General features: G+C 39.0%; 14 protein-coding genes and 1 pseudogene. 4 read left to right on the top strand and 11 right to left on the bottom strand.

All coding sequences use genetic code 11. The annotated features are described in order from the left end of the window. Nucleotides 1–213 (bottom strand): annotated as a pseudogene (locus EIY84_RS11920) (hypothetical protein); the annotation flags it as partial. Nucleotides 214–944: 731 nt separating this feature from the next. On the opposite strand from EIY84_RS11920, the gene EIY84_RS11150 reads away from it, so the two are divergent. Then, nucleotides 945–2,033 (top strand): tyrosine-type recombinase/integrase, encoded by a 1,089-nt coding sequence (locus EIY84_RS11150; protein WP_124643191.1) that lies wholly within the window; start codon nt 945–947, stop codon nt 2,031–2,033. Between the two features lie 684 nt (nt 2,034–2,717). On the opposite strand, the gene EIY84_RS11145 is transcribed toward EIY84_RS11150, so the two are convergent. Genes EIY84_RS11145 through EIY84_RS11120 form a run of 6 tightly spaced genes read right to left on the bottom strand, consistent with a single transcriptional unit; the run spans nt 2,718 to nt 8,582 of the window. Next, nucleotides 2,718–3,425: an AAA family ATPase gene (locus EIY84_RS11145; RefSeq protein WP_124643190.1), complete on the bottom strand. Its 708-nt coding sequence runs from the start codon at nt 3,423–3,425 to the stop codon at nt 2,718–2,720. Between the two features lie 57 nt (nt 3,426–3,482). Further along, nucleotides 3,483–4,859, bottom strand: coding sequence for a M28 family peptidase (locus tag EIY84_RS11140; protein ID WP_187477944.1), 1,377 nt, complete (start codon nt 4,857–4,859; stop codon nt 3,483–3,485). Between the two features lie 33 nt (nt 4,860–4,892). Next, nucleotides 4,893–6,134, bottom strand: coding sequence for a DUF1015 domain-containing protein (locus tag EIY84_RS11135; protein ID WP_124643188.1), 1,242 nt, complete (start codon nt 6,132–6,134; stop codon nt 4,893–4,895). Nucleotides 6,135–6,137: 3 nt separating this feature from the next. After that, entirely contained in the window at nt 6,138–7,097 is a 960-nt protein-coding gene (locus EIY84_RS11130; RefSeq protein WP_124643186.1) for a D-2-hydroxyacid dehydrogenase, read from the bottom strand. Nucleotides 7,098–7,132: 35 nt separating this feature from the next. Beyond that, complete coding sequence (gene serC / locus EIY84_RS11125; protein WP_124643184.1) at nt 7,133–8,191, bottom strand: 3-phosphoserine/phosphohydroxythreonine transaminase; 1,059 nt, start codon at nt 8,189–8,191, stop codon at nt 7,133–7,135. A 40-nt stretch (nt 8,192–8,231) separates the two neighbouring features. Next, nucleotides 8,232–8,582: a 4Fe-4S binding protein gene (locus EIY84_RS11120; protein WP_124643182.1), complete on the bottom strand. Its 351-nt coding sequence runs from the start codon at nt 8,580–8,582 to the stop codon at nt 8,232–8,234. A 67-nt stretch (nt 8,583–8,649) separates the two neighbouring features. On the opposite strand from EIY84_RS11120, the gene EIY84_RS11115 reads away from it, so the two are divergent. Continuing rightward, a complete protein-coding gene (locus tag EIY84_RS11115) occupies nt 8,650–9,678 on the top strand; it encodes an acyl-CoA reductase (protein WP_124643180.1) in 1,029 nt (342 codons plus the stop codon). Between the two features lie 65 nt (nt 9,679–9,743). On the opposite strand, the gene EIY84_RS11110 is transcribed toward EIY84_RS11115, so the two are convergent. The 4 genes from EIY84_RS11110 to EIY84_RS11095 all read right to left on the bottom strand — a co-directional run bounded on the left by EIY84_RS11110 (nt 9,744) and on the right by EIY84_RS11095 (nt 12,374). After that, a complete protein-coding gene (locus EIY84_RS11110) occupies nt 9,744–9,992 on the bottom strand; it encodes a DUF6952 family protein (RefSeq protein ID WP_124643178.1) in 249 nt (82 codons plus the stop codon). A gap of 15 nt (nt 9,993–10,007) precedes the next feature. Beyond that, nucleotides 10,008–10,313: a thioredoxin family protein gene (locus EIY84_RS11105; protein WP_124643176.1), complete on the bottom strand. Its 306-nt coding sequence runs from the start codon at nt 10,311–10,313 to the stop codon at nt 10,008–10,010. Between the two features lie 127 nt (nt 10,314–10,440). Next, nucleotides 10,441–11,073, bottom strand: a complete 633-nt coding sequence (locus tag EIY84_RS11100) for a peroxiredoxin (RefSeq protein ID WP_124643174.1) — start codon at nt 11,071–11,073, stop codon at nt 10,441–10,443. Between the two features lie 110 nt (nt 11,074–11,183). Further along, the gene (locus tag EIY84_RS11095) at nt 11,184–12,374 is read right to left on the bottom strand and encodes a pyridoxal phosphate-dependent aminotransferase (protein ID WP_124643172.1); all 1,191 of its coding nucleotides are present in this window, start codon (nt 12,372–12,374) and stop codon (nt 11,184–11,186) included. An 84-nt stretch (nt 12,375–12,458) separates the two neighbouring features. Here EIY84_RS11095 and rsmG point away from each other — a divergent pair, with 84 nt between their 5' ends. Then, on the top strand, nt 12,459–13,094 hold the full coding sequence (gene rsmG, locus EIY84_RS11090; protein ID WP_124643170.1) for a 16S rRNA (guanine(527)-N(7))-methyltransferase RsmG: 636 nt from the start codon (nt 12,459–12,461) through the stop codon (nt 13,092–13,094). 11 nt (nt 13,095–13,105) lie between these two features. Then, on the top strand, nt 13,106–13,540 hold the full coding sequence (locus tag EIY84_RS11085; RefSeq protein ID WP_124643169.1) for a hypothetical protein: 435 nt from the start codon (nt 13,106–13,108) through the stop codon (nt 13,538–13,540). The last annotated feature ends 165 nt before the right edge of the window (nt 13,541–13,705 follow it).

Genomic DNA, 13,705 nt, shown 5'->3' with positions numbered 1-13,705 from the left:
TACAAGTGAACTTGTCAGAAGAAGAACTCTTACATCTTCGTTTTTCTCCGACCATTCTATAATTGTTCTTAACTTTTCTTCTCTGACTTTCATTTTGTTTGGTTCGGTTTTACTATGTCGTACAACGGGAAAGGGCTTGGCGAAGGCGGGGATAAGAAAGAGGGAAATTCCAACTAAACCCAAACCGAGCAAAAACCATTTTCGTTTTTTCAAAATTACAAAAAATAAAAAAACGAAAAGGTTTTTTGCGGCGAAAATTGCGAAAATCTTCTAAATGATAACTCTCCGCCCCGCTTTTGCCAAACCCATGTTATGTGATGTGGCAATTTTCCATAATTTTTTATTCAGTTAGATTCAGTTTTCAGAAGTTTCATTCAGCAAAGTTTTTAAAATTCAGCGTTATTTTTAAAATTCAAGCGCGAATTTATTCACACAGTTAAAATTTCAGAACGCTAAAATTCAAAAATTTTTTCGGAAAGATTTTGCGTAGGATTTTCAGTCAGAATTTTTTCAGCAGAGTGATTTTGACGCGTTAAATTGTTTTCATGCACATTTTCCGTTAGTTTTATGGTGTCAGAAATCAGTTTTTTTTAAGTCAAGTCCGAATTTTATTCAGTCAGTCAAGTTTGAAAATGAATTCAGACCTTGTTTTCACGCATTTTTGGTCTGGATTCAGTTTCTTTTTTATTCACTCAAAATCGTGGAGTTTATTTCGGAGCGTGATTTTTGATGCCATATCACATAACGCTCAAATATACGAAGGTTTTTGATTTGTACAAGTTTTTTAATAATTATTTTTGTTGAGTCTGCGATATACGCTGTATATCAATGGGGTAAGATGGTTTGTTGCGCTTTTTTTACTTCGTATTTTATTTCGTTTTTTGTATACATTCAAAATATTATTTCTAATTTTGTAGCCATCAACAATGTAAAATGCGAAGGCAATGCCGGATGAAAATACATACCCAGCTTTACCAAAAAACATCTCCTTTTCCCCAGGGACACACAAAGGAAAAGAAATTATTTGGATAAATTTTACCTACAATTTGCCCACAAAAAACTATGTCAAAAACCAAATTAAAGCACAATGGAGCAACACCGAAAAAAAATGGTATGTAGACGACAACCCCAACCACAGAAAACACTTTCAACTACCCGAAAAATTCTATAGCAACACCGCAATAGGCACCGTACACCCCAACAATCTTGCAGCAATGGAACTTTTTGTAAAACAACTCAAACTAAAAGCCTATAGCCAAAATACCATCCGAACCTACTGCAACGAGTTTATGCAATTGCTCAAAATTCTAAAAAACCACGATGTAGACAATCTCGATCCCGAAAAACTAAAATCCTACTTCTACTACTGCATAGACAAGCTCAAGCTGTCCGAAAACCTCATCCACAGCAGGATGAACGCCATAAAATTCTATTTCGAACAAGTCCTGCACCGAGAAAAAATGTTTTTCGACATCCCAAGACCCAAAAAACCAAGCCTCCTGCCCAAATCCATCTCAACCCGAGACATCAAAAAAATGCTCGCAGCTGTAGAAAACAACAAACACAAATTGCTCCTCAAAATGTGCTACGGAATGGGACTTCGCGTCAGCGAATTGGTCAACCTCAAAATCTCCGACATAGACTCCGGAAACATGCAAGTCATCATAAGCCGCGGAAAAGGAAAAAAAGACCGCTGTGTCAACCTCCCACAATCCATCTTAGAAGACCTACGCGAATACTACAAAGAATACAAACCCGCAAACTACCTTTTCGAAGGACAATTTGGAGGCCAATACTCCGTCCGCTCCGCACAATTGGTCTTCAAAAACACCATGAAAAAAGCCAACATCAACAAAAAAGTAGGCATCCACGGACTCCGCCACTCCTACGCCACACACCTTATAGAACAAGGCACAGACATCCGCTTTGTACAAGAACTTCTCGGACACAACAACATCAAAACCACCATGATCTACACCTCCGTCACCGACCAAACACTTAGAAAGATAAAATCGCCCCTGGACAATTTATGACCACCCCAAACAATACACACCACTAACCTCCATTTTTTTTAGGAGCTATTTCCCGCTTTCCGCTGTATCTTTTGTTCCGCAGGGCTCCACAAAAGGATGCCGCTGCAATCGGGGCTAGGATCCCAGAACCCAACACACCCTACGAGATTATAGACTTTTATTTAGAAATCAACTCAAGATTCATGTGGTTTTATCAACAAATTACATTTGAGTTTCGTCCGTCTAAGACGGACACCCTATGTGTCGTTATGCAACCTAATTCCTAAATATCCTATGTCCCTATGTGTTTTTTTTTAACAAACACAATTCCCTTGCGAACTGAAAAACATTCAACAGATTATTTATTCGTTTCGTCCGTCTAAGACGGACACCCTATGTGTCATTATGCAACCTTATTCCTAAATATCCTATGTCCCTATGTGTTTTTTTTAACAAACACAATTCCCTTGCGAACTGAAAAACATTCAACAGATTATTTATTCGTTTCGTCCGTCTAAGACGGACACCCTATGTGTCGTTATGCAACCTAATTCCTAAATATCCTATGTCCCTATGTGTTTTTTTTAACAAATACAATTCCCTTTCGAACTGAAAAAGAATTCACAATTAATTGCAAAACAACCCTTTGCAACTTTGCGTTTAAAAAGTTTTATAAGACTTCTGCATTATAAATTTAGAAAAAACTCAATTTTCACTTTCCAATTTATCAATCAGATTAGATTTTATCGATGTGTACACCAGATCTTTAGCCTCGGCAAAAGAAATTCCGTATTGCCTGTTTAGCGGTCGCAACTCCTCCGGAAAATCCGCCAACAAAGTACCGTAATAACCATCCAAAACTTCCTCATTAGGCATTTCGTACCCAATTTTTAACTGAAATCTTCTTAGCAGCGCCGTGTCCAAAATCTGTATGTGGTTGGTAGCAGCAATAAGCAAAGTCTTGTCCGAAACCTTATCAATCATTTGGATCAGCGAGTTCACCAATCTCCGCATTTCACCCACATCTTGGTCGTCGTTGCCGCGCATTTTTCCAAGATGGTCAAACTCGTCTAAGAAAAGTACAGCCTTGTCCCGTTCCGCTTTTTCAAAAACCATTTTTAAATTTTTCGAGGTCTCACCAATCCTTGGCGAAACAAAATTGCTCAGATCCAAAACCAACAAAGGACGGTTAAGATGCGTGGCAATCGCTTTGGCAGTCATGGTCTTTCCACAACCCGAATGCCCGTGCAAAAGTATTTTATTGTTAACAGGAAGGTTGTATTTCTTAAGCTCGTCAATGTAGCGAAACTCTTTCAACAACTGTTGCAGTTCTTTTTTGTTTTTGTCGTTCAACAAAACATCATCAAAATTTACTTTCTCGCGGTCAAAAACAATAAGGTCTATGCTATTCATCAACAAAAAATTTATTTATGCAAATGTACAACTGCAAGTCCAAACAAGAAGCTATTTTTACCAATTTCTATCGATCATCATCACGATTTGTGCCATAGTTACCGCACCCAGAAGCAACTCTCGTCGGTTTACTTTGTCAAAGGTGTCTTCAGAAGTATGGTGGATGTCAAAATACCGTTGCGTGTCCGGTACAATCTCCGCCAACGGAATGCCCAATTTTTTCAAAGGCTGTATGTCTTGTCCCGAGTAGGTTTGGTCGAAATCATAAACGCCATAAGGTAAGAAATACGATTTCCAAGCAAACACCTGTCGCCTTCTCTCGGGGATCATGTCCAAAGAAATCCCTCGCGGCGAAAATCCTCCAGCATCACTTTCTATCGCAAAAAGATGCCTCTCGCCTTTCTTTTTTACCTGTTGGGCATAGATGTCGCCACCGCTCACTCCGTTTTCTTCGTTGGTGTACAGCACCACACGAAGGGTATGGTTGTTTTTGTATCCTATTTTCTGGAAAGCCCTCAGTACCTCCAAGCAATGTACAACACCGGCGCCGTTGTCGTGCGCACCTTCCGAGATGTCCCAAGAGTCCAAATGGGCAGCAACCACAATCACATTGTTGTCCTTGTTACCGGGAATTTCGCCGATGATGTTGTAGTTGGTTTTGGTCTCGCTAAACGAAGAAGTGGTGTTGATCTTTGCCAAAACTTTTTGCTTCTTTAAAGCCTGTTCCAGTTCATCAGCCGACTTTGCACCAATGGCAAGAGCCGGGATTTTATTCTTGTCATCGGCATCGTAACTCATGCTTCCGGTATGTGGGACATCGTCAAAGGCCGAAGTGAGGGATCGGGTAATCACGGCTTTGGCACCTCGTCTGGATACAGCCGCCGGAATGGCCCATCGGTATTTTCCGACTTCCATGTAGGCTTCCACAGGATTTACAATTTTTTGGTCAAAAGCCATGTTGAAAAATATAATTTTATCTTTGATATCGGCATACGACAGGGCATTGAACTCGTCAATGTTTTTCACCAACAAAATTTCACCCACCAGATCTTTCCCATCTGTCCCTTCCGAACTTCCGAGAGCCGTCATGTTTATTTTTTTCCAAGTACCGTTGCCGGTTTTTATTTCCAAAGATTCTTGGCCACGCTTCCATATTTTTACCGGGACTTCTTGCTTCCATACATGGGTGGCTCCGGATTCTTTAAGTTTTTTTTCTGCCCAATTTTCGGCTTTTGTAAGACCTGCAGAGCCGGAAAATCTGGGGCCTATGCTTTTTGTAAGTTCTCGTAACTGTTCATAGGCTTTGCCGTTGGCAAGGATTTCGTCGGAAATCGATTTGAATTCGGTCGGGTAGTCGTATTTTTGAATTTTCTTTTTTTGACCAAAAAAAATTCCACCCCAAAAGAGTGGAATTATCAGTAAATATACTTTCATGTACTTTTCTTTTGAAAGTACTAAAATATAAAATTATTTCATATCGTACATGACCAAAGCCGTTACCAATTTGGGCTCTATGTAAGTGCACTTTGGTGGCATGGATAATTTTTCGTCGGAAATCTTGATCATGTCATTGAAGCTGATCGGAAATACACCAAAACCCACAACACCCTCTCCGGCATCTATTTTCTCCTTCATGGCAACAATTCCGTCGGGACTAGAGTTCCCTTTGATGTAGTCGATCTTTTCGGAGCTGTCGGTATTTTCGATTTTCAAGAGATCTCGGAAAATAAATTTGTCCAAAATACAATGATCCAGTTGGTCGTATTGGTCGTCTTCTTTTTTGCAGGTATTTTTTAGATGCAAAGAGTAGAATCTACCGTCCAAATACATGCTGAGATGAAATTTCCTGGACGGATAATACGGCGTTTCTCCCTTTTCCTGAATCATAAAGTTTTTCTCCAATGCCTTTAGGAATTGCTTGTTGGTCATCCCGTTCAGGTCGCTAACAATCCTGTTGTAATCGTGTATTTTTATGGATTGGTTGGACACAATGAAACTGTACACAAAGTTATACCCTTCGTTGCCGTTGTGTTTTTTGTTTTTCTCTTTTTGGTAATTGGCATTGATGGCGGTTGATCCGATTCTGTGGTGGCCATCGGCAATGTAAAAAGAATCTACCTGGTCCAAAACTTCCTTCATTTGTTGGATTTTTAGACGGTTGTCTATTCTCCAAATTTTATGGCGAATGCCTCGGCTGTCGGTAACATTGATGACCGGAACATTTTTCTCTTCCATATTCATAAACAACTCAATTTTTGAGTTGGAAGGATAGGTGAGTAGGACCGGTTCTGCCTGAAGGTTTACTTTCTCTAAATAATGAGCCAGCTTTTCCTTTTTCTGCGGGATGGTACTTTCGTGTTTTTTGATTTTTCCGTTCCTAAAATCTTCAATAGAAGACAGACCCAGAAGTCCTCTGAAAACACTTTTATCCGGCATGATTTGTACATAAAGATAAAACGCAGAATTGTCCTGAACCAGTTTTTTGGCTTCTAAAAGCTCCTCGAAGTTGGTTCTTATTTTTCGCAGATTTCTATCGATATCTTTGGACTTGCTCACCGCATACGGCTTTATCATTTGGATGTACGAGTCGTCCAACTGAGATTTTTTATTGATTTCTTCTTGGGTAAAATGATCCAAAGGGTGCGTAGGAAAAGAGTCGATAAAATCATCATTCGGTCGTATTCCTCGAAATGGTTTGAAAATAGGCATAGGCTATAGCGTCTTTTGGATTAGGATGATTTGCTGGGCCAGTTCTGTTCCAATTTTTTCCTGTGCGTCCAAGGTGTTTCCTCCCAAATGCGGAGAAAGCGAAAGTTGAGGATTCATCAGAACAGAAAGTTGTGGCTGAGGTTCGTTTTCGAAAACATCCAAGGCTGCAGCTGCTACTTTTCCGTTGTCCAGATATTCCAACAGCGTCATTTCGTTTATGGTTCCTCCTCTTGCGGTATTTACAATATATACGCCATCTTTCATGAGTTCAAACTGGGGTTGATCGATCAAATACCCTTCAGTTTTTGGAGTATTGATGCTGATGAAGTCTGTGTCTTTTAAAAACTCAGCCCAATCTTGCATGGAAGTTATGGTGAAATTTACCTTCTGACCATCAAAAAATTCCAAATCTATTTGTTCCGTTTTTGGATTTCTGGTCAATACCTTAACCTTCATTCCTAGGGAAATTCCTATTTTGATCACTTCTTTGCCAATGCCTCCAAAACCTATTACTCCAAGGGTTTTTCCTTGCAATTCTACAGCTTTGGCATACGACTTTTTCAGCGCGTTGAACTGGGTGTCGCCTTCCAAAGGCATCATTCTGTTGGCATCGTGCAAGTATCGTGCAAGGGAGAAAAAATGGGCAAAAACCATTTCGGCCACAGACCGAGACGATGCTCCCGGTGTGTTGATGACTTTTATTCCTTTTTCTCTGGCATAGGCCACATCGATATTGTCCATACCAACGCCACCTCGGCCAATTATTCTTAATCCTGGACAAGCATCAATCAAGTCTTTTTTAGCTTGTGTTGCGCTTCGTACCAAAAGGACTTCTATTTGGTTTTCGTTGATGAAATTGATGAGTTGTTCTTGCGAAACTTTGTGCTCAACAAGGGTAAATCCGGCTGATTTTAAAAGGTTTTCTCCAGATTTTGAAATTCCATCGTTCGCTAAAATCTTCATATTTTCTTCAATTTTTATCGATTCAATTTTTTAGCTTATTTTAAGGATTTCATCACCTCTACCAAGACCTGTACACTTTCTATGGGCAAGGCGTTGTACAGACTGGCACGGTAACCGCCCAAAGTACGATGTCCGTTCAGACCGTTGATGCCGGCAGATTTCCAAGCTTCATCAAAACGATCTTTTAGGCTTTCGTCGGTCAGTTTAAAGGAAACATTCATTAACGATCGGTCTTCAACTTTGGCATGCCCTACAAATAAAGGATTGCTGTCGATTTCGTTGTACAAAAGTTCGGCTTTGGCTGTATTTCTTTGTTCAGCTGCAGCTATTCCTCCGGTTTTTTCTAACCATTGCAAGGTGAGTAGCGATGCATAGATTGAGAATACAGGCGGTGTGTTCAGCATGGATTCTTTGTCGATGTGCAGTTGATAGTTCAGGTACGATGGGATGTCTCTTCCGGTTTTACCCAAGATTTCTTTTTTCACCACCACCAAGGTAGCACCTGCAGGACCCATGTTTTTTTGTGCTCCAGCATAGATCAAATCGAATTTTGAAAAATCCATTACTCTGCTGAAGATGTCCGAACTCATATCGCAAACCAACAAGGTATCTACATTGGGGAAATCTTTCATTTGAGTTCCGTAAATGGTGTTGTTGGAAGTACAATGGAAATAATCGTAGTCGGATCCTACGGTATAGTTTTTGGGAATGTAAGCGTATTGGTCTTCTTTGGAAGAAGCGACAACATCTACTGTTCCTAATTTTTTTGCTTCTTTTATTGCGCCCGAAGCCCAAACTCCGGTATCGGTGTAGGCCGCTTTACCACCAATTTTCATTAGATTGAAGGGCAGCATTGCAAATTGCAAACTGGCTCCACCTTGTAAAAATAAGACTTCGTAGTCGTCGCCAAGGTTCATCAATCGTTTTATGGTGGTTCTGGCTTCTTCGATTACGGCTACAAAATCTTTGCTTCTGTGCGAGATTTCGATGAGGGACAGTCCCATGCCGTTGAAGTCCAAAATGGCTTCAGCAGACTGTTGCAAAACTTCTTGTGGAAGAATGCTGGGGCCGGCACTGAAATTGTGTTTTTTCATTTTTATTTAGGATTTATTGTGTTGGGTTTTCTTGGATTTTTTATTCTCCGTGAAGGAATGCTTTTTTGGATAGAAGACTTTCTTCACTTTCAACATGGTCTTCATCCGGCACACAACAATCTACAGGGCAAACTGCAGCACATTGTGGCTCTTCGTGGAAACCAATACACTCGGTACATTTATCGGTTACGATAAAATAGACATCGTCACTTACAGGTTCTTGTGGTGCATCTGCATCCATGGTTAGCCCAGATTTTAAGGTTACCATGCCTTTCAAAGCGGTGCCGTCAGAAGCTTTCCAATCTACAGCTCCCTCATAGATCGCATTGTTAGGACATTCCGGTTCACAAGCTCCACAGTTGATGCATTCGTCTGTTATTTTAATCGCCATTGCTGATATAATTTTATAAATTTGCACAAATTTAAGAATATTTAACCAAATGTTTGGTAAAAACTATATGGAAAAACAGATTTTAGGACTTTGTAAGCTTGGACTTTTTATTGCTGATTTTTTGGAAAAAGAATCCGAATTCTATAACGAAATCGAGCAAGAATTTTTTGCATTGATGAGAAAATCACAAATAGAAAATCCTTGGTTTACGATTGAAAATCAAAAGTTTGCACTGAAACATTGGGCAAATATCATGAACGAAACGGATTTGAAGGCGTGGACTGATTCTTATCAGGTTTCTAAAAATGCTAAAAAAATAGGACTGATTTTAGCAGGAAATATTCCTATGGTAGGCTTTCATGATGTGGTCGCTGTGATATTGAGTGGAAATTTCCCTTTGATAAAATTATCTTCTAAAGATCGCCTTTTGTTGCCGTTTTTGTTGAAAAAATGGAATGAATTTTCCGATGGTACTCTCGGTTTTGAATGGGTGGAAAGGCTTCAAAATTACGATGCCGTCATCGCTACAGGAAGCAACAATACTGCCCGATATTTGGAATATTATTTTAAAGATTCACCATCAATCATACGGAAAAATCGTACTTCTGTAGCCGTTTTGAACGGCTCCGAAACCGACGAGCAATTGCAAAATTTAGCCGAAGATATTTTTAGATATTTCGGTTTGGGTTGTAGAAATGTGACCCGTTTGTTTATCCCAAAGGATATGAAGCTGGATCTTTTGTTTGAGAATTTTATACCGTTCAAAGAGGTGATCAACCACCATCAGTACGCGAATAATTACGATTATAACCGGGCAATTTATCTTCTGAACCAAGAAAAATTCTGGGATAATAATTTTGTTTTGTTAAAAGAAGATGAAGCTTTGTTTTCGCCATTGGCTGTCCTAAATTTCAGCCGTTATGAAAATTTGGATGAGGTGAAAAATTTCCTGTCAGAAAACGAAGAAAATATACAATGTGTGGTGGCAAATGAAGCTTTAAATTTGTCTGCCTTGGATTTTGGAAAAGCACAATTCCCAACTTGGGATACCTATGCAGATGATGTAGATACGATGTCTTTTTTACAAGACTTGTAGTATAGTTTTCTAGACTTGTAGTATAGTAATAAAAAACTCAATCTGCAAAAGATTGAGTTTTTTTATTACTTGTCAATGCTGCCCAATACTTTTTGTGAAAAAGCATTTAGAGCATCTCTATCGGTCATGCCGTTTTTTACATTGTTATGAACTTCCAAAGCTCCACAAATGTTGGTAATTAATTCTCCGGTAACATTCATATCCTCTTCGGTGGTCCCTCTAAATTCGCAAAAAGATTCTAAAACTTCTAAAGTTTTTTCGAGATTTTCTACGCTTTGGTTTTGGTACAATTGTCTGATGATTGGGATTTTCATTCCGTGATTTTTTAATTAAAGTTGGTTGAATAGCTCGATCAATCCTTCTTGTTGGTTGGTTTGCACCTGACCTTTTAATTCTCCATTGTGGAAGATTGCGAAAGTAGGCAAGTTATCTACATTGGCCATTTTTCTACTTTCAGGTAGTTTTTCGGCATCAACATAATAAAAAGGAATGCTGTCGTTTTCTGAGGCTAATTTTTTGAATTTAGGCTTCATTATTCTGCAGTTTCCACACCAAGTTGCGCCGTATTGCACGACTACTTTTTCTTGGTCTGCAACCAATTGTTGTAGGTTGTCTTCAGTAATTTCTGTATACATATTGTTGTAGTGATAAGGTTGTTTTAATTTTAAAAAAAAAGGATTGAAGTATAGAAAACTTCAAGGAGAATGAAGAAAATGCAATGAGGTTGCCACTTGACGAGGAAAACCCCATTGCAAAATTTTATTAGTGCTTAGAAAGATAGTCAGCAGTAGAGTTTCTGTCAGCTTTCATAGCGTCTTTTCCTTCTTCCCAGTTTGCAGGACAAACTTCACCGTGCTTTTGAACATGCGTATAAGCATCGATCAATCTTAAGAATTCTTTTACATTTCTTCCCAATGGCATATCGTTTACCGCTTCGTGGAAGATTTTTCCGGTTTCGTCGATGAGGTATGTAGCTCTGTAAGTTACATTGGAACCACTGAAAGCCTCGTTTCCTTCTTCATCGTATTCGAAATCTTGATCTACAATACCCAAAGTGTTAGCCAATTGTCTGTGTGTGTCGGCTAAAAGCGGATAAGTTACTCCTTCGATACCTCCGTTGTCTTTTGAAGTGTTTAACCATGCGAAGTGTACCTCGTTGGTGTCGCATGATGCTCCAATTACTTTGGTGTTTCTTTTTTCAAACTCTCCCAATGCTTCTTGAAAAGCATGTAATTCTGTTGGACAAACAAATGTGAAATCTTTTGGATACCAAAACAACAATACTTTTTGTTGGTTGTTAACGGCTTCGTCCAAGATGTTGATTTTCAAATTGTCTCCCATTTCTGAAATGGCATCTACTGTGATGCTTGGGAATTTTCTTCCTACTAATGACATAAGTACTCTTTTTTTAGTTGTTAATTTTAATGATGCAAATATATTAAGATTTATCTATTGGTTGTAATTTATTCAATAAATAAAATCTATAACATTAATTTTAATTGATTTTAAATTGAGGTTAAAAAATCCTTAATCCTTCTCATTGCTTTTATAAGATTTTCTTCTGAGGTAGCATAGGAAAATCGAATGCAGTTGGGGTTGCCAAAAGAAACGCCACCAACCGAACCTACATGAGCTTCTTCTAGCAAGAGCATGGCAAAGTCATCGGCGTTTTTAATTTCTTTGTTGCAAATGGTTTTGCCTATATAAAAGGAAATGTCCGGGAAAAAGTAAAAAGCCGATTTGGGATAGTTCACCTTGAAACCGGGGATTTCTTTAATTAAATCATAAACCAAATCTCTTCGTTTTTGGAACGCATCAATCATGTATTGAAATTCTGCAGGATTGGTTTCTAATGCGGTAATAGAAGCTCTTTGTGCCATGGTGTTGGCTCCGGAAGTCATCTGTCCTTGGATTTTTTCACAGGCTTTTGCCAACCATTCCGGACAGGCCGAATAGCCGATGCGCCAACCGGTCATGGCAAAAGCTTTGGACATTCCGTTGATAACGGCGGTTTGTTCATAGACCTCAGGAAATTCGGCAATGGAAGTGTGTTTTCTATCGTAATTGGTAAATTCGTAGATCTCATCGGAAATCACCGTAATTTTTTTGTGCTTGGCGATAACCGTGGCTAAAGATTGCAGCTCTTCTCGGGTATAGTAACTTCCGGAAGGGTTGCACGGCGAACTGTACAAAAGTGCTTTGGTCTTTGGGGTTATCGCCTTTTCCAGTTGCTCTGCAGTTATTTTGAAATCGGTATCGATCGTGGTTTCAACATAGACCGGGATGCCGCCCAACATTTTTACCATTTCATCGTAACTCACCCAATACGGAGCAGGCAGTATCACCTCGTCACCATCGTCTATAATGGAGCAAAGTACATTCAGTATCGATTGTTTGGCACCGTTAGAAACACAGATTTGTGTAGGTTTGTACTCCAGATTGTTGTCTCTTTTCAGTTTATGACATACGGCTTGTCTCAGTTCCAAAAAGCCCGGAACAGGAGAGTAGTGGCTGTAATTTTGGTTGATGGCATCAAAAGCAGCTTGTTTTATTGTGTCCGGAACATCGAAATCCGGTTCGCCCAAGGTGAGGCTGATGACATCGATGCCGTTGGCTTTCATTTCTCTAGCTTTATTGCTCATGACAAAAGTCTGCGAAAATCCCATTCTGTTGACACGAGCTGAATATTTGTCCATAAAAAATTCTTTTTTTCAAAGATAAGATTTTCCTAAACATTTGCCATTTTGTTTTTCTTAAATTTGCGTTTTCAAATTATACTTATGAAATCGGAAATCATCGATAAATATTTCCCTAATCTTAGCGAAAAACAGAAAGATCAATTCCAAAAATTGGAAGATTTGTACACCGAATGGAACGAGAAAATCAATGTCATTTCCAGAAAAGACATGGATTCTTTATACGAAAAACACATCCTGCATTCGTTAGGAATAGCCAAAGTCATGGACTTTGCCCCGGGGACAAAAGTTTTAGACATCGGTACTGGAGGCGGTTTTCCGGGAATTCCTTTGGCGATTTTGTTTCCAGAGACCCAGTTTACCCTCATCGATTCTATTGGTAAAAAAATTACCGTAGTCAATGCAGTAGCTGAAGGTGTTGGACTCCAAAATTTAACAGCAATACACGGAAGAGCCGAAAAATTGAAAGACAAATTCCATTTTGTTGTCAGCAGAGCCGTAACACAAATGCCGGAATTTTTGAGATGGCTAAAAGGGAAGTTTGAAAAAGAACAAATAAACACCAAGCACAACGGTGTTTTGTACTTAAAAGGAGGCGATCTTGCCGAAGAATTAGCAGGATTGAAGTGTGAGATTTTTCAGTTGAAATCCTTTTTTGAAGAAGAGTTTTTTGAAACCAAAAAAGTAGTATATTTATCCAAAGGTAATTTTAATTCTTAAACTTTGTAAGGATGAATGCAATTTTAAAGTACAGTTTTTCAGCCCTTTTTTTATTGTTGATGGGATGTGTGGCAATTTCTTGCGACCACCACAGAGATCCTGATGAGGGTAGGGTTGTGGCGTATGCTCCGCTGAAAGTCGATAGTTTTAAGATCAACTCCGACACCATGTTGGTCAATTCTGTGCAGAGCATCAGGACCTATTTTACTCTGCATTCCAAATGTGAAGGATTCTACGGGTATCAATTCGATAAGTTGGGCATGGAAAGAAAAGTAATTCCGTATTATTACAAAACCGATGGTAATTGCAGTCCACAAGACAAAGCATATTACACACAATTCAATTTTTCTCCAGAAACTTCAGGGATTTACGAATTCAAATTTTGGAACGGAAAAGACAATGCCGGCAACGATGTTTGGATAGAAAAAAGCATAGTAGTCGAATAATTTTCGAGAAAAAATAATTATTAAAACCGTTTTAACGGTGAACTTGTTTAAAGTAAAAAAATCGATAAACACCTTTAAAAAAAGGCGTTAATTATTTGTTTAAAAGACTGGTATTCAGTATATTAGAGGAAAAATAACTACAAATTTCTCTATGCAAAAGAATAC

Source organism: Amniculibacterium aquaticum (assembly GCF_003852705.1).
GTDB lineage: Bacteria > Bacteroidota > Bacteroidia > Flavobacteriales > Weeksellaceae > Amniculibacterium > Amniculibacterium aquaticum.
This window is presented reverse-complemented; position numbering and strand designations above follow the sequence as displayed.

Coding starts and splice junctions, on each gene's coding strand:
- EIY84_RS11145 (WP_124643190.1), bottom strand. CDS start 3,425: ATGAATAGCATAGACCTTATTGTTTTTGACCGCGAGAAAGTAAATTTT.
- EIY84_RS11095 (WP_124643172.1), bottom strand. CDS start 12,374: ATGGACAAATATTCAGCTCGTGTCAACAGAATGGGATTTTCGCAGACT.
- serC (WP_124643184.1), bottom strand. CDS start 8,191: ATGAAAAAACACAATTTCAGTGCCGGCCCCAGCATTCTTCCACAAGAA.
- EIY84_RS11085 (WP_124643169.1), top strand. CDS start 13,106: ATGAATGCAATTTTAAAGTACAGTTTTTCAGCCCTTTTTTTATTGTTG.
- EIY84_RS11135 (WP_124643188.1), bottom strand. CDS start 6,134: ATGCCTATTTTCAAACCATTTCGAGGAATACGACCGAATGATGATTTT.
- EIY84_RS11100 (WP_124643174.1), bottom strand. CDS start 11,073: ATGTCATTAGTAGGAAGAAAATTCCCAAGCATCACAGTAGATGCCATT.
- EIY84_RS11120 (WP_124643182.1), bottom strand. CDS start 8,582: ATGGCGATTAAAATAACAGACGAATGCATCAACTGTGGAGCTTGTGAA.
- EIY84_RS11105 (WP_124643176.1), bottom strand. CDS start 10,313: ATGTATACAGAAATTACTGAAGACAACCTACAACAATTGGTTGCAGAC.
- EIY84_RS11115 (WP_124643180.1), top strand. CDS start 8,650: ATGGAAAAACAGATTTTAGGACTTTGTAAGCTTGGACTTTTTATTGCT.
- EIY84_RS11110 (WP_124643178.1), bottom strand. CDS start 9,992: ATGAAAATCCCAATCATCAGACAATTGTACCAAAACCAAAGCGTAGAA.
- EIY84_RS11130 (WP_124643186.1), bottom strand. CDS start 7,097: ATGAAGATTTTAGCGAACGATGGAATTTCAAAATCTGGAGAAAACCTT.
- EIY84_RS11150 (WP_124643191.1), top strand. CDS start 945: ATGCCGGATGAAAATACATACCCAGCTTTACCAAAAAACATCTCCTTT.
- rsmG (WP_124643170.1), top strand. CDS start 12,459: ATGAAATCGGAAATCATCGATAAATATTTCCCTAATCTTAGCGAAAAA.
- EIY84_RS11140 (WP_187477944.1), bottom strand. CDS start 4,859: ATGAAAGTATATTTACTGATAATTCCACTCTTTTGGGGTGGAATTTTT.